17 protein-coding genes are annotated in these 19,337 nt (G+C 57.9%); 10 read left to right on the top strand and 7 right to left on the bottom strand.

What is annotated here, in order from left to right:
* Nucleotides 1-104 precede the first annotated feature (104 nt).
* Both BLV92_RS00700 and BLV92_RS00695 read right to left on the bottom strand, forming a co-directional pair.
* Entirely contained in the window at nt 105-2,027 is a 1,923-nt protein-coding gene (locus BLV92_RS00700) for a capsular polysaccharide biosynthesis protein (protein ID WP_167626989.1), read from the bottom strand.
* 87 nt (nt 2,028-2,114) lie between these two features.
* Nucleotides 2,115-3,212, bottom strand: a complete 1,098-nt coding sequence (locus BLV92_RS00695; RefSeq protein WP_243842638.1) for a glycosyltransferase family 4 protein — start codon at nt 3,210-3,212, stop codon at nt 2,115-2,117.
* An 839-nt stretch (nt 3,213-4,051) separates the two neighbouring features.
* Between BLV92_RS00695 and BLV92_RS00690 the strand changes: the two genes are divergently transcribed.
* The 9 genes from BLV92_RS00690 to BLV92_RS00650 are packed head-to-tail and all read left to right on the top strand — an operon-like array spanning nt 4,052 to nt 11,880.
* Nucleotides 4,052-5,251, top strand: a complete 1,200-nt coding sequence (locus BLV92_RS00690; RefSeq protein WP_090541302.1) for a polysaccharide biosynthesis/export family protein — start codon at nt 4,052-4,054, stop codon at nt 5,249-5,251.
* 19 nt (nt 5,252-5,270) lie between these two features.
* Nucleotides 5,271-6,326 (top strand): WavE lipopolysaccharide synthesis family protein, encoded by a 1,056-nt coding sequence (locus BLV92_RS00685; protein WP_090541299.1) that lies wholly within the window; start codon nt 5,271-5,273, stop codon nt 6,324-6,326.
* A gap of 26 nt (nt 6,327-6,352) precedes the next feature.
* A complete protein-coding gene (locus BLV92_RS00680) occupies nt 6,353-7,111 on the top strand; it encodes a glycosyltransferase family 2 protein (RefSeq protein ID WP_090546720.1) in 759 nt (252 codons plus the stop codon).
* The gene (locus BLV92_RS00675) at nt 7,108-7,749 is read left to right on the top strand and encodes a PI-PLC domain-containing protein (RefSeq protein ID WP_090541296.1); all 642 of its coding nucleotides are present in this window, start codon (nt 7,108-7,110) and stop codon (nt 7,747-7,749) included. Before BLV92_RS00680 ends, BLV92_RS00675 begins: the two co-directional genes overlap by 4 nt.
* Before the next feature lie 22 nt (nt 7,750-7,771).
* Nucleotides 7,772-8,407 carry an HAD family hydrolase gene (locus tag BLV92_RS00670; protein ID WP_090541293.1) on the top strand — a complete coding sequence of 212 codons (636 nt, stop codon included), beginning with the start codon at nt 7,772-7,774 and terminating at the stop codon, nt 8,405-8,407.
* Nucleotides 8,404-9,135, top strand: a complete 732-nt coding sequence (locus tag BLV92_RS00665; RefSeq protein WP_090541290.1) for a glycosyltransferase family 2 protein — start codon at nt 8,404-8,406, stop codon at nt 9,133-9,135. Before BLV92_RS00670 ends, BLV92_RS00665 begins: the two co-directional genes overlap by 4 nt.
* 2 nt (nt 9,136-9,137) lie before the next feature.
* On the top strand, nt 9,138-9,464 hold the full coding sequence (locus tag BLV92_RS00660; protein ID WP_090541287.1) for a cupin domain-containing protein: 327 nt from the start codon (nt 9,138-9,140) through the stop codon (nt 9,462-9,464).
* The gene (locus tag BLV92_RS00655) at nt 9,461-11,254 is read left to right on the top strand and encodes a hypothetical protein (protein ID WP_090541285.1); all 1,794 of its coding nucleotides are present in this window, start codon (nt 9,461-9,463) and stop codon (nt 11,252-11,254) included. The genes BLV92_RS00660 and BLV92_RS00655 overlap by 4 nt, the downstream gene beginning before the upstream one ends.
* On the top strand, nt 11,251-11,880 hold the full coding sequence (locus tag BLV92_RS00650) for a hypothetical protein (protein ID WP_090541282.1): 630 nt from the start codon (nt 11,251-11,253) through the stop codon (nt 11,878-11,880). The genes BLV92_RS00655 and BLV92_RS00650 overlap by 4 nt, the downstream gene beginning before the upstream one ends.
* A 75-nt stretch (nt 11,881-11,955) precedes the next feature.
* Here the strand turns inward: BLV92_RS00650 and BLV92_RS00645 are convergent, their stop codons facing one another.
* The 4 genes from BLV92_RS00645 to BLV92_RS00630 are packed head-to-tail and all read right to left on the bottom strand — an operon-like array spanning nt 11,956 to nt 15,599.
* Nucleotides 11,956-13,008, bottom strand: coding sequence for a hypothetical protein (locus BLV92_RS00645; RefSeq protein ID WP_143040627.1), 1,053 nt, complete (start codon nt 13,006-13,008; stop codon nt 11,956-11,958).
* Nucleotides 13,005-13,658: an ABC transporter ATP-binding protein gene (locus tag BLV92_RS00640; protein ID WP_090541276.1), complete on the bottom strand. Its 654-nt coding sequence runs from the start codon at nt 13,656-13,658 to the stop codon at nt 13,005-13,007. The genes BLV92_RS00645 and BLV92_RS00640 overlap by 4 nt, the downstream gene beginning before the upstream one ends.
* The gene (locus tag BLV92_RS00635) at nt 13,655-14,443 is read right to left on the bottom strand and encodes an ABC transporter permease (protein ID WP_090546718.1); all 789 of its coding nucleotides are present in this window, start codon (nt 14,441-14,443) and stop codon (nt 13,655-13,657) included. Before BLV92_RS00635 ends, BLV92_RS00640 begins: the two co-directional genes overlap by 4 nt.
* A 13-nt stretch (nt 14,444-14,456) precedes the next feature.
* A complete protein-coding gene (locus BLV92_RS00630; RefSeq protein ID WP_244283723.1) occupies nt 14,457-15,599 on the bottom strand; it encodes a KpsE/RkpR family capsule polysaccharide export protein in 1,143 nt (380 codons plus the stop codon).
* Nucleotides 15,600-16,415: 816 nt separating this feature from the next.
* On the opposite strand from BLV92_RS00630, the gene BLV92_RS00625 reads away from it, so the two are divergent.
* The gene (locus BLV92_RS00625; RefSeq protein WP_090541270.1) at nt 16,416-17,621 is read left to right on the top strand and encodes a capsule biosynthesis protein; all 1,206 of its coding nucleotides are present in this window, start codon (nt 16,416-16,418) and stop codon (nt 17,619-17,621) included.
* Nucleotides 17,622-17,857: 236 nt separating this feature from the next.
* On the opposite strand, the gene BLV92_RS00620 is transcribed toward BLV92_RS00625, so the two are convergent.
* Nucleotides 17,858-19,063 carry an IS110 family RNA-guided transposase gene (locus BLV92_RS00620; protein ID WP_110332448.1) on the bottom strand — a complete coding sequence of 402 codons (1,206 nt, stop codon included), beginning with the start codon at nt 19,061-19,063 and terminating at the stop codon, nt 17,858-17,860.
* Nucleotides 19,064-19,337: the final 274 nt, after the last annotated feature.

Here is a 19,337-nt window from a genome sequence, read left to right as displayed (position 1 = left end):
TCAGGGGCGAAGCGCAAACATGGATTGAGACTGCTCCAAAAACTGCAAAAACCGGCTCAGATATTCGTCGCTGGATTGCAGGCGGCAGCGGCGGAGGCGCGTGCCTATTCGATGCCGCGACGTATTTCCCATAACACATACCACGCCAGATTTTTGACCCACCGGACCGCTTTTCTCCATGGCCTCGATGGATCGGCGCTGACGTTGCCCATCGGCCGGGCAGCGTTGACAGCCAGTGTGCGAACGACAGCCTCGGGTGTCGAGAACAGCCGGGCTTGCCAATTCCAGTAGATCGGATACCGGATTAGCGCCCCCGCGACCAGTTCGTCAAGCTTCAAGGATCGCTGTCGCCACGGGACGGACTTCATTTCATCGTGAGTAAGTCCCCAGCCTGCATAGAACGGGTAACCATACGCATGGACTTTCTTTTGCCTGAGCAGCCCCTCGAATCCGGCGAGCGACGAGATCGTATGCACTTCGTCGGTATGCTCCAGCAGCGACAGCAGGTCGGCTTCGGCATCGACCACATTGGCGTAACGACGTGCATCGACAAGCCCTGTGCGATTCCCGGAAAGCACGTCCGGGTGCGGCTTGTAGACGATAAATGCGTCTGGGTTGTTAGCTCGGGCGTGTTGAAGTACCTGCTCCGCCGTGCGGAAATCGCCTGCCCCGAGCCGTATTGACGCGTCGTCGGCGACCTGGCCGACCACCAATATTACTGTACTTCCTGCAGGTGCTTGCCACTGCGGCGCCTTTCTGCCCAGATTATATTTGGTTACGCCAGACTCGACGATCAGACGCCGCAGTTTCTCCGCGCGAGCAACTTCCGTGCTGTCGAATGTCCCTTCGTTCAGAATATGAGTCAGGTCGCTTGGTTTTTGCGCATCAAAATAAATCCCATTCCGGTCGATTACCTGACTCAGTGGCGCGCTCATGTCGGAGCCGAGGCCGAGAGAATGGAAAAAACCATCTTCGATGCGAACGATCCGGGTTCCCGCACGAACGTGGTCTGCACTCCGTGCGCCCCATAGGGCGACCGTGCTGTCGGCACGGGATGCCTGAGCGTGCCTGTGCCAGTAAAGGCGTCCGCCGCCGATTCCGAGAAATGGCGCCGCGAATCGGCGCTTCCATATCTGGAATCCGTGCGCCTCGACAATTTGCAGGTCGCGGAACCGGTTGTGCATGCTGCGCTGCAGTTCGATACATTCGAGCACGCGCTCGAACGTCGCTGGGCCCCCTGTGTCGGGATCAATGTATCGTGCGAGCTTCAGGTAGACGGCATCGAACAGAGCTTCGATCGTCGGGCGAGAGAGCGACTGCACTGGCCGGTGCTGGTCATAGGTATGCCCGAGTCCTGCATAGTAGGGGCGGCCGAACACATGCGGTCGAACGCCGGCGATGATCGCTTCCAGGCCTTCCGGCGCTTCGACTGTATAGACCGCATCGACGGCATTGAGCACAGCGAAAAAATTCGCGTGCCGATCGACAATGCAGGTTGTCTCTGGCAAATCATCGAGTGAGCCCAGTTGCCATGTGCCGCAACGCTCGTCCGTCGTTTGCCACAACAGGATGTCGGCATTGGGATGCATGTCGCGCGCGCTCGCCAACATACGGGCAAATGACGCGCGGTCATCGGCGAGTGGGAGGCGGCGCTCGTCGATCAACAGGATCTTCCTGTTGGTTGACAGTCGCACGGAGTCGTCGAATGCGGGGCGGTAGTTCGTTCGGTTGCGTCCGGCGCCGCTCGCAACGACGCGTCGCATGAGCGACGAGATTTCCGGCGTAGTGCCCAGTGTCGCGTCCTGCTTCAAGAGCGATTGAAGCGCGTCGCTCATTGCGGCGTGATATGGGCCTTTGGCTTGGAGCTGGATCCAGGATAGCAGCGGTTCCCCCACGGCGCAATGCGACCATACGGGACCGGCATACAGCAGATCGGCGGGGCGTCCGCTCCAGCGCGCGATGGCGTGTGCAATGCGCCCCAGCGCGCGATGCCCCCAGAAGGCGCGGCTGCGGAAGCCGGTGAACACGGCGATTGTGCGTCGGCCCCGAACCATTCGCCTCCCGGCACGAGTGCGCACATGCCGTTCGGTATCCGGGTGCCCTAGGGTGTGCATTTAATCAAGTTCCTCGATAAAGCGGTCAACGATTTCAAAATGCTCCGCCCATGTGGGTACCTGATATTTTTCAATCCGGTTGATCTGTGCGTTTCTCACCGGGTCGTCGGCATCCATATAACGCTTGATGGCGGCGATCCAGCCCGGTCCGTCCAGCGGATCAAGATAGCTCGGCGTCTGATTCGCTATTTCGCGGAACACCGATAAATCGCTTGCGATGACTGGCACGCGCTGCGCAAGCGCCTCGACGAGCGGCATGCCATATCCTTCGGCAAACGACGGGAAGAGTAGCGCGCGTGCATGTTGCAGATACGAGAACAGCCGTTCGTCGCTGCATTGCGATTCTTCGACGATATACCCGCGTAGCTTATCGCAACGTTCGAGCATGTCTATCGCGTTCTCACACTCCCAGCCGCGGCGACCGACGATGATGAGCCGGGGTGTTTTTTCGCCAAGTTGCTCGACGAGGCTGCGCCAGACGTGCAGCAAAAACCAATGATTTTTGCGGGCTTCGATCGTTCCGAGTACGACGAAAAATGGCGCGCTAATGGGGCTGGCAGTATCGGGGCGCCCGACGATCTTCGCCGGAGCCAGTCGCGCTACCACGTTCTGGGGCATTGGAATGTCGGCCCTGCGCGATTCGGCGGCGAGGGATTCGAGCGTTGCCTCCGAGTTGGCGATCAGTCCGGACGCGTGCTGCAGCGCAAAGTGAATTCGTCGGCGGTGCTGTTCTGCGATCCCGGGGCGGCAATATTCCGGGTGTGTCATTGGAATTAAATCATGCACCATAAAAACGGGGCGAACAGCCTTGCGCAAAAAGCTTTGCGTGTAACGCGAATATTCCATACCGCTGTGGCTCGTGTGCAACAGGACGCTATTTTCAATATTGGTTGCTTGCCAACTCGAAAAAAAAGCTTGAGCAAACGTGCGGCGGATCAGCGAGCGGGTATGCGAAGCGCCGTTGAGCCACCCGAAAAGGCGCTCCGAGTCCGTTTGCTTCAAGACGGTCCAGTGACCCCGGAAGCTAAGCACTGCTCTTGCACGGACACCGTAATGCTGGACGTATGCAAGGCTTACTCTATCGATGCCTGTCGGCATGAGACCATTATGCAAGCGTTCCAGCAGGCGCGTGACGTCCAGCAGCAGGTTTCTTTTTGACACGTTGTTGTACCAGGTTAGGCGTAGAGCGTGGTGTAATGCACTGCCCTTCGGGGCGACCACGCAGCAAAGCTCGGCGAGGTGCAAATATATGTGGCAGATTCTAGCTGATGTCGTGCCATAATCCATCCTCCGCAGGGGGATGGGTTCATAAAGGCCGGGAATGCCGTCAACTGCGTTGGAGGATTATCGAACTTCGCCGGTCTTTGGGTTGACGCAGTAAATGGCCGAGCGATTACCAAGATGGGCTATGGGGATGGATCAAGCCGCTGCTGCCGTCAGGACGGTGGTGCAAACAAATTCAGGGGTGCGGGGTAGTGGTGGGCCGTGCGGTGCCGATGGGCGTCGCCAAAGCGCATCAGGTCGAGTTTTACCGGTGCGATTCGCTCGTCAGTATGCATTCGGGCCTGTGCGACGCCAGCAGGTGCCGGCGCGGCTCGGCATTTCACTTTGCCTGGTTGATGGCATGGGGGGCGCGGCAGTCTCCCTGCCCCCGGCAGTCGGTGGCCGCTACCTGCCGACGTTCCAGGTTCCGAGTCGGGCCTCTATTGCGCGACGTCGCTCCTTCCCTTGGCGTCCCGGTAGATCCGTGATTGCGCGACCTGCGCGTGGCGGAGTTTGCACCGAAAAAATTCCATCTGATCGATTGCGTTCGGGCCTGATTGAGTCCGCGCCGCCATCGTTTCCTTTGCTTTGGGCGTCGTAATGGCATGCGAGGCATTTCTGCGTCCGGCTGCTGCGCGGTCTTTAAGCATGCTTCAATTCAGGCAACAGCCTCTATGAAATCGTTTGCAAGGCATTCCATCATCCAGACGTATCGGGTCGCGAGACCCGTTTCATTATTCGCATCTTTGATTTGCCCACTGCTTGTTGCGGCTTGTAGTGCTATTCCGACGTCGGGGCCCAGCACAAGGGCCATTGTGAATTCGGCGGCGAATTCGGCTGAGACGGAAGGTGGAGTGCAGATCGTCGACGTAAATTACGACGTTGCGAAGAAATTACTGGACGAACGCCGATCCGCGGATTTTTCCGTGAAGTTTGGCCAGGATTCGACCTACCGGCAGCAATTTGGGCTCGGAGACGCGGTGGAGGTGACGATTTGGGAGGCGCCGCCTGCAGCACTTTTTGGTACACCGGGCGGTGTCGCCGAAATCGGCAACGGGCGCGGCATGACATTGCCCGACCAGGTCGTCGATTCCAGCGGCAATATCACTGTGCCGTTTGCGGGCCCGGTGCGTGCTGCCGGCCGAACTCCCGACGAACTTCAGCGCGATATTGCGACGAAGCTTCGTGGTATCGCACACGACCCTCAGGTGTTGGTGCGATTGTCGAAGAACGCGACATCCTATGTGACTGTCGTTGGCGATGTCGTGTCGAGTACTCGTGTTCCGTTGACACCGCATGGCGAACGCCTTCTCGATGCGCTCGCGAGTGCCGGTGGGGTTCGCGAAGCTGTCGATAAGGTGACAATCCAGTTGACGCGTAATAACGTCGTCGCTTCTCTTCCGCTCGAAAACGTCATTCGGGACACGAGCCAGAACGTGCCGCTTCATGCGGGAGATGTCGTAACCGCGCTGTTTCAGCCGTATAGCTTCACCGCGCTCGGGGCAGCAGGCAAGAATCAGGAGGTTAATTTCGAAGCACAGGGGATTACGCTCGCGCAGGCAATCGCGAGAGCGGGCGGCCTGCAGGATTCCCGCGCCGATGCCCAAGGCGTATTCGTCTTCCGGTTCGAAAAACCTGATGCGCTGACGTGGCCCGATTCGCCGGTGCGTACCACGCCGGACGGCAAGGTGCCCGTCGTTTATCGGATCAACCTGCGCGATCCCAATACGTTTTTTGTTGCGCAGAGTTTCATGATGAACAATAACGACGTGCTTTACGTGTCGAACGCGCCTGTTGCTGAACTCCAGAAATTCCTGAATCTGGTGTTCTCGGTTGCATATCCGGTCGTGAATTCGGTCAACGCTTTCAAGTAAAGTTTACGCAAACTTCGGTATGCTCAGCCGAAATTTCAACCTGTCAGATCTGACCGTCGTGATGCAGGGGGCAGTCGGAACTGACTCGGCGTCCCGGTCGGAACTGATCGGGAATATCGCTGCTACACGACGGGCGTTGCCCGGCGCGACGTTGATCCTTAGCACGTGGGTTGGATCTGGAGCACAGATCGATTGGCCCGTCGACCATGTCGTCGAATCGGATGATCCGGGGGAATTGCCCAATTTCAAGTACAACAGTCCAGGCGTCATGAATAACGTCAATCGACAGATCGTGTCTTCGCGAGCAGGGCTTGAGTCTGTGAAGACGCGCTATGCGATCAAGATGCGCACCGACTGCCGTTTCGACGGGACTGGTTTTCTCGACGCATTTCTTGCGCGAGATAATGGAGAGACGGCGAACAACCGGATTGTCGTTCCGCATCTGTTTAGCGTGGACCCGCGCGTATTCGAACAAATGCCGTTTCATCTGTCTGACTGGTTTCAGTTCGGTGAGACGGGAAAGCTGCGGGACCTGTGGTGTGCACCTCCGATGGCCTATGAGGATGCAACCTATTACGATACGCATGCTCATGCGTCCTGGTCATCGCGGTTCGACCGTCGCTATCGCGCGCGTTTTGCGCCGGAGCAGCACGTGTGGACGCATTATGCAGGTCGGGCCGGATACGTCTGCCCGGGCTTTCATAACGACGTAAGCTATACCGTGCTCAATTCGCACGACCGCTTCTTGAGTCGCGAAGTGCAGGTCGTCGATGTTGCTCATTCCGGATTCGTACTGCCCCGCTATGGCTGGGCGCTCCGTTCGGGTTTTCAGAGGTTTAACTGCCTGAATGCCCACGACTGGAGTTTTCTCGAAGCTCATCTGTCGGGGCGCACGACGGATGCCGGGACGCAGATGACGGGTTTTCGCCGCTTGCGGGCAAAACGGTTTCTGAGTGCGCTTGCATCGTGCACAGAGCCGTTGGCGCCGATGCTGACGTTGCCACTGATGAAGCCGCTGGTCAGCCGGTTCCTGAAGGGTGTGGATGCATGGTCAGCCCGCACGGCTCAGTATTAGATATCTCCTTTAAAGGTACTTGCCACATGCTCAATATCGTTATTCCGATGGCTGGTGCGGGCAGCCGCTTTGCGCGCGCGGGTTACGCCGATCCCAAGCCGCTGATTCCCATTCACGGTGTGCCGATGATCCGCGTGGTGATCAATAATCTTACGCCGGCACGCGAACATCGCTTCATTTTTATCTGCCAACGGGAGCATGACAGGCAATATGGTCTGCGAGACAAGCTGACCTCCTGGGCCCCGGGTGCAGAACTCATCTTGCTCGACGGTCTGACTGACGGCGCGGCGTGTACGGTGCTTGCGGCTAAGGACCTGATCGATAATGACGATCCGTTGATGATTGCAAATAGCGATCAGTACATCGATTGTGGAATCGGCTCCTATCTCGACGATATGGATCAACGGGAACTCGATGGTCTCATCATGACGATGAAGGCAGACGATCCGAAGTGGTCGTTCGTCGGGCTCGATGCGGCAAGCAATGTCACGCAGGTCGTTGAAAAGAAAGTGATATCCGACGAGGCAACGGTCGGTATCTACAACTTCCGCCGCGGGCGCGATTTCATTTCTGCGACCCAGCGGATGATTCAGGCGAACGAACGCGTGAACAATGAGTTTTACGTCGCGCCGGCCTATAACCCGATGATCGCCGGCGGGGCGCGCATTGGCATCTTCAACATCGGATCGGAAGGAGCCGGCATGTACGGACTGGGAATTCCCGCGGATCTGGACGCGTTTCTTGCGTTGGATCTGTCGCACAAGGCCGTGGAGGTGGTCGGATGATTGTCCTTTCCCACCGCGGCTACTGGAAAAGTGCTGCTGAAAAAAATCAACCCGTCGCGTTTCATCGCTCATTCGATTTGGGATTCGGTACGGAGACGGACGTGCGCGATCGAGCCGGCGAGCTCGTGATTTCCCACGATATGCCGGACGCAGCAACGATGACGCTGGCAGATTTCCTGGATATCATCGGGCAACGGCCGGTGCCGCTCGCTTTGAACATCAAGGCCGATGGCATAGCCGAAAATCTGGCCAGAAGCATGAGCGATTTTGATCGTGCATCATGGTTTGTCTTCGACATGTCTATACCCGATATGCGCATGCATTTGCGTTGCGGAAATCCAGTGTACGCGAGATTAAGCGAAGTCGAATCCATCACAGGATGGGTTGACGACTCGGAGGGTGTCTGGCTTGATGCGTTCGAGGACGACCAGTGGTACAGCATCGGGATGATCGAGGATCTGCTCGCGCGAGGCAAGCGGGTATGCATTGTTTCCCCCGAACTCCATGGGCGTTCTCATCGCGCAACCTGGGCGAATCTGCAGTCATTGCGCCTGCATCAGAATTTGATGCTTTGTACGGACCTGCCGGAGGAAGCCGAAGCTGCATTCGGCTTGAACCGGCGAGCCGATGCAATATGACTAAGGGGTGAGGAGAGAGAAAATGATCAAAGCAGTAATTTTCGATATGGACGGCGTGCTGATCGAGGCAAAGGAGTGGCACTACGATGCACTCAATCAGGCTCTCGAACTGTTTGGCTACCATATCAAGCGGCATGAGCATTTGACGAGTTACGATGGTTTGCCGACGAGAAAGAAGCTTGAAATGCTGACCCTTGAACGCGGTCTGCCCGAAAGCCTGCATAGTTTCATCAACGAAATGAAACAGGTGTATACGATGGACATCGTGTACACCCACTGCAAACCGAACTTCGTCCACGAATACGCCTTGGCGCGCCTAAAGAGCGCGGGTTACAAGCTGGCCGTCGCGTCGAACTCGATCCGCAATACCGTCGAGGTCATGATGGAGCGCGCCGCACTCGCGCCGTATCTTGACTTGCAGTTGTCGAACGAAGACGTGAAGAAGGCGAAACCGGATCCGGAAATTTATCAGACGGCGATGGCCAGACTTGGAGTGAGTCCGGACGAGTGTCTTATTGTCGAAGATAATGAAAATGGCATCCGTGCAGCGCGGGCGTCGGGAGCGCACGTGCTCGTCGTCAAGGAAACGTCGGACACGAATTTCGCCAACATCATGAAACGTATCGCAGAGGCGCAATCGGCGCTGGAGGCCCTATGACCAATATCGTGATTCTCGCGGCAGGGTCACCAGCATTCGAAACCAGTGACGGGGACTACCCGCTCTGCTTGACGGAGTTCGATGGCACGCCGTTGATCCAGCGGTTGATCAACAATTGTGCGGCGATTAATGCCGGGAAACTGATCGTTGCACTCCGAGATGCGGAAGTCAGCCGCTACCATCTGGACAACGCAGTCCGGCAGCTTGCGGATGACGCCCATACGGTGCGTGTTTCGCAGACCACGCGCGGCGCGGCTTGCACGGCGCTGCTCGCGGCCGAACACATCGACAACGATGACGAACTGCTGATCGTCAGCGCGAACGAACTGATCGATGTAGACCTCGTTGGCGTCGTGAGTGCGTTCCGCGCAGCGGCTGTAGATGCCGGCGCGGTCGTATTCCATTCGATCCATCCGCGCTACTCGTTCGTTCGTGTGGACGCGGACGGGTTTGTTATCGAAGCGGCGGAGAAGAACCCGATCAGTAACCACGCCACCGCAGGCCTTTACTGGTTCCGAAAGGGCAGTGATTTCGTCCGTGGAGCAAAGACGATGATCCGGAAGGGTGCGGATGTGGACGGACTGTTTTATGTTTGTCCGGTTTTCAACCAGCTCATTCTTGAGCAAAAGCGTATTGCGACGTTTCCCATTCGACCGCAGCAATATCATCCGTTGAAGAGCGAACGGCATTTCCGTCAATTTGACGCAACTCTCGAATCACGGGCCTGACGATGAAAACGGCACATCTCGACGATATGATCAAGGGCTGGTTTGTGGGGGCTTTCAGTCCGACGGCGCTTATATCGGACGCTTGCGAAGTCGCTGTCAAGCGATACAAGGCGGGCGACCGCGAGGCATCTCACTATCATCGCGTTGCGACAGAGGTGACACTGATTCTCGAAGGTACCGTTCGCATGGCCGGGAAGGAATGGGGGGCGGGGGATATCGTCGTGCTTGAGCCGGGCGACATAACGGATTTCGAAGCATTGACTGACGCTGTCAATGTCGTGGTCAAGACGCCGAGCGTGCCTAACGATAAATTCCTGACCGGCGTATGAGTGTCATTCAGCTTAGGCATTACAAGAAGCTGCGTTATCCCGCAAGCACGCCGCGCAGTTTGCCGATCTTGCAAGAGGAAATTGTCGAACGCTACGCGGATGCGACGATCGTTTCGTTCCGGCCGCTCGAATCGGGGAAACCCGACGAGATTCGCCGTGATATGCACGCGTGCGTACGATTGCTTGATCTGCCCAAGACTGATCTTGTGTTTGTGGGCATCGAAGCGGACTCTCCGCTTGCACCACTGATCTTCTGGGATGCAGCGCATGCGCTGGAGGTCGGCAGGGCGATCACGCTCCTTGGCGAGAGCGGCCATACACGTTACCTCCTGCAGGCTTACTACAGCGACTCGTTTGCTGTGGAGGTGCGCGACGAGACGAGGATCGTGCTGCGCAAGGTTAAACCGTTGCCAGTAGAGGTCGACGCGGGGCTCGACCGCTGGAGTTTTGGCATTCCGGTCGGCCCCGAGGATTCAACGCTGCTCAACGTAACTGTCAAGCGGATTCTAGAGCTCGATATCCCAGAGAAAGAGATCCTTTTGTGCGGGCGCCCGGGGCCGGGGTTCAAGTACATGGATCACGTGAGAATCGTTGGGGAAGATATTACGGCGCCGCCGGTGCGTATCTGCGCGAAGAAGAATCGGCTTGCAGACGAGGCCCGTTTCGAGAATCTCTGCATCATCCACGACCGCGTGTTTCTGCCTAAAGACTTCCATCGGGCTGTCCAGCGATTCGGGGACCACTATCCGCTGGTTGCGTTTCAGAGTATTTATTTCGACGACAAGTACAACGCGATTCCGAGGCGTTATTCCGATTTCAATACGGCGCCGAACGTCGTTGCCCAGTCGGAGCGAGGCATCATGCGCAGCAATGACCTCACGACGACGTCCGCCTTTTCGCCGGCTGTGCTGTCTATCACAGAACAGGCAGGGTTCTACTATGCAAACGCCCTACGGCATTCGCGCACGAACTATCCAACCGGCAGCCTCTATCTGGCAAAGCGTTCAGTCTGGAAGCTGTGCCCGCAGGACGAAAATCTTTACTGGACGGAGTTCGAGGATATTGACCAGGGGCTTCGTGCCGATGCACTCGGTATTCCATCTCGGGTAAATCCCTATGCGATCACGCAGTCGCTCATTTCGCGTCCGCTGTTGTCGATATCGGGTGCCATTCACTATGAAACGTTACGCGGTGGCACGAAGATGTACCGCGCGATGATGGAGGCGTGGTCGATTGCCCGGAAGCCTTTGCTCAAGGTTACTCAGGAGCAAGGGCAGCAGCATCTCGCGAGGTTTTCGATGGCATTCGTTCCCGAGTCGATTCGCGCGACCATCCCGTCGAACGCGGTGTTGACGTCGCGGTTGCGCGTACGCGCTCTGCTGCGCACTATCGAAGGCTCGCGTTTGCCGATACGGCAAAAAGATGTCGAGAGGTTTTTGACCGGTTATGAAAAGCAACTGGTATTCGACCAGGCACCGTATAACTGGAAGGAGTGGGCGGCGCGGGAGATTCTGTTGAATGGCCGCGATGCGCTCGACGATCTCGTAGGCAACGACCTCCAACTAGTAAACCATCTGAGTCAGCGCCCGAAAGGTGAAGTATTCGCAAAGACGCTTAAAGACTATCTGCCGGAACGCGGCCTCGGTGTCTGCCTCGGCAGCTTCTTCTCCGCGCTAATGCTGCGGAAATACAACAAGGAAGTGTTTTATTTCCCCGGTGGTTTGATGAGTCGTTATCGCGCGATTCGCGATACGACGCCGTTCGTTGACTATTCGCGCGAGGCCTTATGATTCCGTTGGCAATCAGCGCGCACGGCTGGCAGGAGCATCCTGGCGCAGCCTGCAACCTCGTGTTGCGCGCAATCGAAACAGGCTTCGATGCCGTCCTGGTGGTGGATGCATCGGCTGTCGAGCGTGAGGCGCGGCTTTTTCCCGATGCCTCCCGGTGCGAGCTTGCCGCGCATTATGTGGACTTCAACTCATGGCTTAAGGACGGGTTCGAAGAGGACGGTGTGCTTGACGTTCACGCGATCAAACTCTGTGCGCAGACACTGAGTCCGGACAGGACCGTGGTCGTTGACGTTCGTGGGCGTCGGTTGGATCTGGTGCGCGATGCCTTGACACATGTACGCTACGCCTGGTTTCCACTAGACGAGTGGCATCCGGCGTTTGTCCTTATTTGTGATGACCTCGATCTGACGACCATTTCGTCGATGCTGGCGACGACGTTCTACTGCCAGCCACGTGTGCTGAGCGAGCGGCAACTGAATCTGCGCGTCAAGAACATCATGCGTAACGCGTCGACACAACGTTGGCTCGGTCCGGGTGCAGGGCGTTGGCAACGTCGGTGGTTCCAGCATATCCGTATTATTACATCGCTTTTCGGCAAACAGTCGCGTAAGCCGAAAGCGACATAGACCTTCCTTGGGCGGGGACCTTCCCTCCGGTGTCCACAGTGCGTCGACATCGGAGGTGTGGTTGCCTTCTGGAGGTCAGCCGGACGCTTTACACATTTCGGCAGACAGATTGTTGTCGCGCGATTGCATTTTGTTTCCAACCACAGCGCCGCGCTGATTGGGAATCCAGATGGCGGGGCCGCAGTTTGCCCGGGCGGTTGCCCCGTGAGCCACGATTTCGCCGCCGGTATCGGTATAAAAGCCGCCGCGACCATTGTGTTCAGCGAGGCCGCGATCGGCGCGGATCGAGCCGTTTGATAAGGCGGTGAATCCCGCTAACGCGTTGCCACGTGCGGTTGCTTCGATCGCATCGATCGAGCCGCCATATTCCGCAACGAAACCACTGCCGAGTTGTTTATCGCGGTCGGCAGCGCCCGATGCCACGGCGCCACGCGCTGAAATGTGTCCGCTCATGAACGCGAAGTAATTTGCGTCTCCGGCTCCTGAGCTTTGCGAGTATTCGCAGCGGATGATGCCACCTCGCCGAGCCTGAAAACCGTAATAGAAATCGGTGACCCGCACGCTGCGGCCGCACTCGACGACTCCGCCTTCGTCGGCCAGCACGCCGCTGGCGAGCCCCCGTTGGGTGGTGGTGTCGTGACAGATCGTTACACCGTCGATGTAGAGTATCGAGCCTGCACCGACATAAATCGCGTCGGCGTCGCCGCTCCATAGAAGCTGGCAGCGTTGCGGCGCATTGATGTTGCCGACAATCCTGAACCGGTCGCCGGCGTTGTGGCGAATCTTGAGCGTGGACGACAGCCGGTATGTTTCGTCCGCAAGCCGCATCACAAGCGCAGATGATGCCGGCACATCCCAATCTTCGACTGCGGCAACACATGTCACCAGGTCCATGTTCTCGCGCGACGGCCAGATTTCCACCGTCGATTGCTCGGGTACGCGCCACGACTGATGAAATGGGTACGCGAATACGCGCAGCGGAATGCCTGCAATCGCTAGTGCTGCTGAACCGGCGAGTGCGCCGACGAAATGTCTGCGTCCTGGCTGTGTAGTGGCGGATGCCGCCTGCGCGGTGAGCGATCGGTGCATTTCAGTATCTGGTACCGGCTTGTTCCGATATCCGGTCATCCGGCGCTTTCCCGATAGAAGTGGTATGCATTTTCGATGTCAGGGAATGTATGTAGCTTGCCAGCTGCCAGCACGGCGGCCGTATCGCAATGCTCCCGGATGTACCCAGCGTCGTGGCTGACGATGATCAGTGAGCGATCCTTGCGACGCTCGAACAATTCGCGGTGACATTTTTCGTGGAAGCGGCTGTCGCCGACTGCGATGATCTCGTCGATCAGGAAGCAGTCGAACTCGATTGCCATCGAGATCGCGAACGCGAGTCGAGCGCGCATCCCGGCCGAGTAACTTTTGACCGGTTCGCGCAGGTAATACCCGAGTTCAGAAAACTCTTGCACGAACGGCTCAGCGGCGATCGCGTCAGCACCATATACACGACAGATAAACCGCAAGTTGTCCATGCCGGTCAGGCTGCTCTGGAACGCTCCGCCGAACGCTAGCGGCCAGGACACGCTCATACCTCTCCGAATATATCCGCGGGTCGGTAACTCGGCGCCACTGATCATGCGGATCATGGTCGACTTGCCTGCGCCGTTACGGCCGAGAATACCGATCTTCTGCTGAGGGGGAACCTTCAGGTTCACTTTGTCAAGGACCGTGCGACGGCCTTGCCGCGTACGATAGACTTTAGTGACATCTTCAAGTTCGATCATTCCGGCTCCACACGCTGACTCGTTTCACGCACGAGCAGCAATCCGACGAGCAATAGCACGAGATCGGACGCTATCATGTACGAGACATCGTAATGTGGCTTGATCAGCGGCCCAAAGTAACCCGAACGCAACATCTCGACCCCATGCACCATTGGCAGCAGCAGGACGAATTTCTGTGCAGCCGGCGGAAGCCAGTCGACGAGATAGATTGCGCCTGACAGCGGGAATAGCAGATAGGCGACGGTGTGCCAGATGCGGTCGACTGTTTCACTTCGCTCTGTCAACGCGCCGATAGTGAACCCAAGGCCGGTTCCGAGCAGCGCGAGATAGATCCATCCGCCGAACATCAACGCAATATCGTCGGGTGGTTCCATCATGCCGAACATGATGAACAACGACGACAGGAAAATCAGCGACATCGTCGCGCCGGAAACCTCAAGCAGAATGCGTGCAATAAAAATATCGAGCACGCGTACGTTGCGGTGATACAAGAGGCTTTGGTTGGGCAAAATCGCCAGCGCACAGCGATTCACGCAGTTGCGCCACAGAAGCACGGTCGAATAGCCTGTTACGGCGAACGCGGTAATGGGGAGATTCGAGCCGTGTGTCGCCTTGGTCGCTGTCCAGAGGGCCGTGATGCCCAATGTGAACATCATCGGCTCGAAGAATACCCAAAGAAAGCCGATATTGTGGCGCCCGTAGCGCGTGATGATTTCGCGCATGAGTAGCGCGCCTACGACGCGGCACTGGATGCGGAACGAATGGGTCAGCGAATTCGAGTACATGGTAGCCGGACAGTCAGTCACGGTGTTCACGCATGCCGGCGATCAGGAGGCTCGATACGCCCCAGATGATCATGCCGAGTATGAAAACCACGAAGACGGATTTCAATCGATGCGGCTCGGTCGCTTCATCGGGTGTATTCGGTTGGACGAGCCGTTCTAGATACAGTTGCTTGCGAGCCGCCTCGGCGCGCGAGGTTTCCAGTAGCGCCATCGACTCGGTGAGTTGCTTGTCGGCAAACTGGGCATCGACCTGCAAGCGTTCGTATTGTGCTGCTTTCGCCGCGAACGAGTCCTTGCCGCCCATAACCCTTCCGGTGTTGGCGTGGATCTGACCTTCGAGGCCGGTGATTTCGATCTTCAACGCGTTGATTTGGGGGTTATTGGGAGCGATTGATTCCAACTGTGCAAGGCGTGTGCGAGCCGCCAGCAGTTGAGCTTGTAGTGCGGTGGTCTGCTCGAGCTGCAGAGCCGACTGGCGGTCGGGATCGAAAACCGAATTGGCGTTTCGATAGTAGGCAACAGCGGCGACCGCTTCGCGCGCCTTCGCTGATGCAATATCCACCTGCTGCTGCGCGAAGCGTACCGTGTCGTTTGCGGCCCGATCGTTCATGCGATTGACCAGGCGCTCACTCATATCGAGGAGTTGTTCGTTGATTTGTGCTGCCTGCCTGGCAGAAAAGGCTCGCACCTGAAGCGTCGCGATGGAAGATGTCGTGTCGAGGTCAATCGAGACGATTCGCGACTGGTAATACTTGAGCAGTGCCTCGAAGCTGTGTCTGAAGCCCATTGACGCATAGCGTCCCAGAAGATCGCCGTGTCGCAGGTACGTTTTGACAATAGCGTCGTCACGGTTCAGTTCGTCAAGCGCATCGCGCGACTCGATGTAATCGATCACCGGATAGGTGTCATCCTGCGCACGCGTAAACCCGGTACCCTGCAGTAACGCTCCTACAATGCTGGTCTGATTTTGGCGCTGTGGGCTACGTACCACGAACCGGGATTCCGACACGTAGATGTCGGACGCAAAGAGGGTGAAATATACCGTTGCGAGGAGCGTGGGAGCGAGGACCGTAGCTGCGAATAGCTTGTTAATTCCTTTCAGGCGGCCAAGAAGGGACTGCTTTTCCGTGCCGGACTGTGCCGGGCGGGTATTCAATTCTGTTTCCAACGTTGTTCCCAAACAGATGAGTCGTCAAAGTTGACGGGCGGCGTCTTGTCGGCGCCTCGGCGGCAGGATGTTAGATGAAAGCAACGGCATGGCGGGAGCGATCCAGGCCTGGATTGATCAGATCCAGCCGGCTTTATGCTGGACACGGCTCTGTCGAGGGCTACGTTTGAACTTGGATATGCTCCGGCCAGAGGGCGAAAACGCGGGGCGCGAATGCCCGGCGACTGTCGTTGGCGCATGCGCTGGCCATGCTTGAGCCGTGGTCCACCCAGCGGAGTCAGGTCTTGCGTACCAGGAAAGGATGGGTTGCCAGTGTTGTACGGCGCAGCGCCGACTCGCACCCGAGGTCGTTTGTGCGCCGTGGCCTGGGCGCCGTTACCAGCGACTCGATTCATCCCCATAGTCCGTCGTTAATGATCGATCGGCCCGTTTCTTTCGTTCACGCGTAGTGGACGCGACGGCACGGACCACGCAGCCTCCCGGAAAAGTTAACGGCACTTTGGGGCTCTTTATGAAGCCGTGCGCCCTGATGTCAGCACGGTTTCCTGCGTCGACCTGAAGATAAGCTGCATACCGCCCAGATCGGGCGAATTTTCGCGAGCGATTATAGCCTTCTACCGACCATATTGCCATCGCCCTTCAAAAAAAAGTAATCGGAGCTTAGCCTCCGTTAATATTTATTTCGCTTGCAGTGTTGTATGCTTCGTCCCTTGCCTGGGACTGGGGTGGCGCGCCCACCAATGCTCCTCCGTGCGGTCCCGCTGCTTGCAGAGGTCGAATCGCGTTCCTACTGTCTAACATTCTATGCGGCGTTCGTTTTTGGCATTGCAGGGAACGGCATCGCCGTTTTTTCGTCAGCTTGCATCGAAGCTGATCGATCGAGGTCACACCTTCGAGCGGGTCAATTTCTGCGGCGGCGATCTGATCTATGGCGGGCGCGAAACGACCCACAATTTTGGCGGGCGCAGTTCGGATTTGCCCCTTTGGTATGAGCAGCGGATTGCGCGTAGTGCGGCTACCGACGTCATCATGTTCGGAGATTGCCGCGAAGTACATCGGCATATGCATCCGCTTGCTGCAGCGAACGGAATACGAGTTCATGTTTTCGAGGAGGGATATGTCCGGCCGCACTGGATCACGCTTGAGCGATATGGCGTGAATGGAAGGTCGTTGTTGTCGCGTGATCCGGACTGGTATCGCGAACAGCGCAACGTTACGCCTCCGAGTCCACTGGGCCTTGAGACCGGCTACAACCTCCGCGAACGCGCCTATCACGATATTCGTTACAGGCTGGCCAACGGATTGCTGGCCGTTCGTTTTCCACATTACAAAAGCCATCGGCCTTGCAACGGACTATTGGAGTACACGGGGCTTGCGTCGCGGCAATTGAGGCAGCGTGCCTACCATGCTGACGCCGAGCAAAAAATGCATGAACTGCTCGCGGCGAACGCGCGTTATTACCTGCTTCCGCTTCAGCTCAATTCAGACTCGCAAATTGTCGTTCATTCGCCTTTCGATACCATCGCGCAGGTTGTCGAGCGGGTTTTTGCGTCGTTCGCTGCGCATGCGCCAGCCGACACGCTGCTCGTGGTCAAGAACCATCCGCTCGATAGCGGCCTTGTCGATCATCGGCGCCATGCGCTGAAGGCCGCGCGCGAGTGGGGCGTGCTGGAGCGTGTGAGGTTTCTGGACGGCGGCCACTTGCCGACGTTGCTCGATCATGCGCTCGGCGTGGTGGTCGTGAACAGTACCGTGGGTTTGTCCGCGCTTCACCATGGTCGTCCGCTGATTGCATTGGGCGACGCCATATACAGCATGGCCGGCCTGACGTGGCAACATGATCTCGATGATTTCTGGCGCTATTCGCATGCGCCGGACATGATTTTGTATAGTGCATTCCTCGACTACGTAGTGCATCACACCCAGATTAATGGGGATTTCTACACGAAATCGGGCATCAGGATGGCAATTGACGCGGTGGTGAAACGGTTTGAAAAGGCCGACGGATAGTTTCCAGCTATAGCCGGGCCCCTTGAAGGTTATGTTCGTGCAACGCCAGCCGAATGCCGGAGCGGGCGGAGACGGTCGATTTGCGGGCGCAACGGTCGCGGGTACGATAAGCGGCAGGGCCAGTCCACGAACGATCCGGCAATTCGTTCGGTTCCGCGTGGCGTGGAGGATGGGGCGGTGCAGTCGATTCCGTCTGGATTTGCGGCAGCGATGTACGCGGGGGGCTATGTCCTTCGTCAAGCATTAGGTGCTGACTTGGGTTGGTAAATGGTGCCGTCTCGCAGCATGGCGAACAGAACGTCACAGCGTCGCCGTGCGAGCGCGATGAGCGCCTGGTTGTGACGCTTGCCCTGTTGGATCCTGCGGGCGTCGTAAGCCCGCGAGACGGGGTCTCGCAAAGCCGCGAAGGCGGATAGGAACAAGGCGCGCTTGAGCACCTTGTTGCCGCGTCTGGATGGATGTTCGCCGCGTATCGATGAACCTGAGCGCCGGGTGACTGGCGCGAGGCCGGCGTAAGCCGCCAGGTGCGCAGCCGAAGCGAACGCTTTATGGGCAACTTCGGTCAGGAGTCTGGCGGCGGTCCTGATGCCGACTCCCGGCATGCTGGTCAGGACCGGCCAAAGAGGGTGAGCAAGCACCAGTCGCTCAACTTCGGCAGCGATCTCGTCGCGTTGCTTGCGCAAGGCCGCAAGCTGTTGGGCTAAACGGGGCATGACGATGGTGGCGGCTTGCGTACCGGGCACGATTACGGCTTGTTCGCTCAGCGCCTGAACGATCTCGGTCGCCAGGATTTTGCCCATGCGAGGAGCGAGCCTGGTCAGGCGATTGGCGAGCGTCTTCTCGCTGGTGCCGGCAAGTGCGGCGGGCGACGGATAGCGCTCAAGCAGATCGAGTACCGCTGGATGGTCGAGGCGTGGGCCGAGAACACGTTCAAGCGCCGGATGGATCTGGGTGAGCAGGCCGCGAATGCGATTGCTGGTCTGAGTGACCTGGGCGGCGAGATCGTCGTCGAAGCCGCACAGCATGGTGAGTTCGGCGAGCTGCTCGTCGGCCAGTCGAAGCGAGCGCAGCGTGTGCGGCATCGAGCGGGCAGCTTCGGCAATGATTGCGGCATCACGGGCATCGGTCTTGGCTTCACCGGCATGCAGGTCGGCGATGCGGCGCATGGCCAGTCCCGGCAGATAGGCAACGAGTACGCCCCCAGCGCGGGCGACGGCTACAGGAAGCGCACCGATGGTGGATGGTTGGTCGACGACGAACAGGAGTCGGCCGTGAGTCTTGAGTTCGGCGATGAGGGTGCGTAGCTTGGCCTCGTCGTTCGGGAGCGCCTTGTTGTACAGACGCTTGCCGTTCCGATCGAGTGCCACGGCGTGATGCTGGCCTTTGCCGACATCGACGCCAACGAAGACCTCGACGGCGTCATCTTGTTGGGTTTCTTGCATTGCTGTTTATGCGGAGTGAACGGATTGGCCTGCAACAACGGTGGCAAGTCTCGGCATCCACGTTACGGACGGCGTCGGAATATTCCGGCCAAACCCCTATCAGCGATCACCAGCCACCCACCAGACCCGGTGACAACACCCCCCGGATCATGACTGCGACTGGGGGCGGGAATCATGCCGGGCCTGGCTGGCCAAAGCCCCAATTATCGGGGCGTGAAGATAGTAACGGGGCGGCATACTATCGGCTAAACTTAAGAGCTTCCGGGTGATGCGG

Source organism: Paraburkholderia caballeronis (assembly GCF_900104845.1).
In the GTDB taxonomy this organism is placed as follows: domain Bacteria; phylum Pseudomonadota; class Gammaproteobacteria; order Burkholderiales; family Burkholderiaceae; genus Paraburkholderia; species Paraburkholderia caballeronis.
The sequence above is the reverse complement of the archived record's forward strand: the minus strand, read 5'-3'. Positions and strand labels throughout refer to the sequence as shown.

Coding starts and splice junctions, on each gene's coding strand:
- BLV92_RS00625 (WP_090541270.1), top strand. CDS start 16,416: ATGCGGCGTTCGTTTTTGGCATTGCAGGGAACGGCATCGCCGTTTTTT.
- BLV92_RS00620 (WP_110332448.1), bottom strand. CDS start 19,063: ATGCAAGAAACCCAACAAGATGACGCCGTCGAGGTCTTCGTTGGCGTC.
- BLV92_RS00640 (WP_090541276.1), bottom strand. CDS start 13,658: ATGATCGAACTTGAAGATGTCACTAAAGTCTATCGTACGCGGCAAGGC.
- BLV92_RS00685 (WP_090541299.1), top strand. CDS start 5,271: ATGCTCAGCCGAAATTTCAACCTGTCAGATCTGACCGTCGTGATGCAG.
- BLV92_RS00680 (WP_090546720.1), top strand. CDS start 6,353: ATGCTCAATATCGTTATTCCGATGGCTGGTGCGGGCAGCCGCTTTGCG.
- BLV92_RS00675 (WP_090541296.1), top strand. CDS start 7,108: ATGATTGTCCTTTCCCACCGCGGCTACTGGAAAAGTGCTGCTGAAAAA.
- BLV92_RS00695 (WP_243842638.1), bottom strand. CDS start 3,212: ATGCCGACAGGCATCGATAGAGTAAGCCTTGCATACGTCCAGCATTAC.
- BLV92_RS00635 (WP_090546718.1), bottom strand. CDS start 14,443: ATGTACTCGAATTCGCTGACCCATTCGTTCCGCATCCAGTGCCGCGTC.
- BLV92_RS00690 (WP_090541302.1), top strand. CDS start 4,052: ATGAAATCGTTTGCAAGGCATTCCATCATCCAGACGTATCGGGTCGCG.
- BLV92_RS00650 (WP_090541282.1), top strand. CDS start 11,251: ATGATTCCGTTGGCAATCAGCGCGCACGGCTGGCAGGAGCATCCTGGC.
- BLV92_RS00655 (WP_090541285.1), top strand. CDS start 9,461: ATGAGTGTCATTCAGCTTAGGCATTACAAGAAGCTGCGTTATCCCGCA.
- BLV92_RS00645 (WP_143040627.1), bottom strand. CDS start 13,008: ATGACCGGATATCGGAACAAGCCGGTACCAGATACTGAAATGCACCGA.
- BLV92_RS00660 (WP_090541287.1), top strand. CDS start 9,138: ATGAAAACGGCACATCTCGACGATATGATCAAGGGCTGGTTTGTGGGG.
- BLV92_RS00665 (WP_090541290.1), top strand. CDS start 8,404: ATGACCAATATCGTGATTCTCGCGGCAGGGTCACCAGCATTCGAAACC.
- BLV92_RS00670 (WP_090541293.1), top strand. CDS start 7,772: ATGATCAAAGCAGTAATTTTCGATATGGACGGCGTGCTGATCGAGGCA.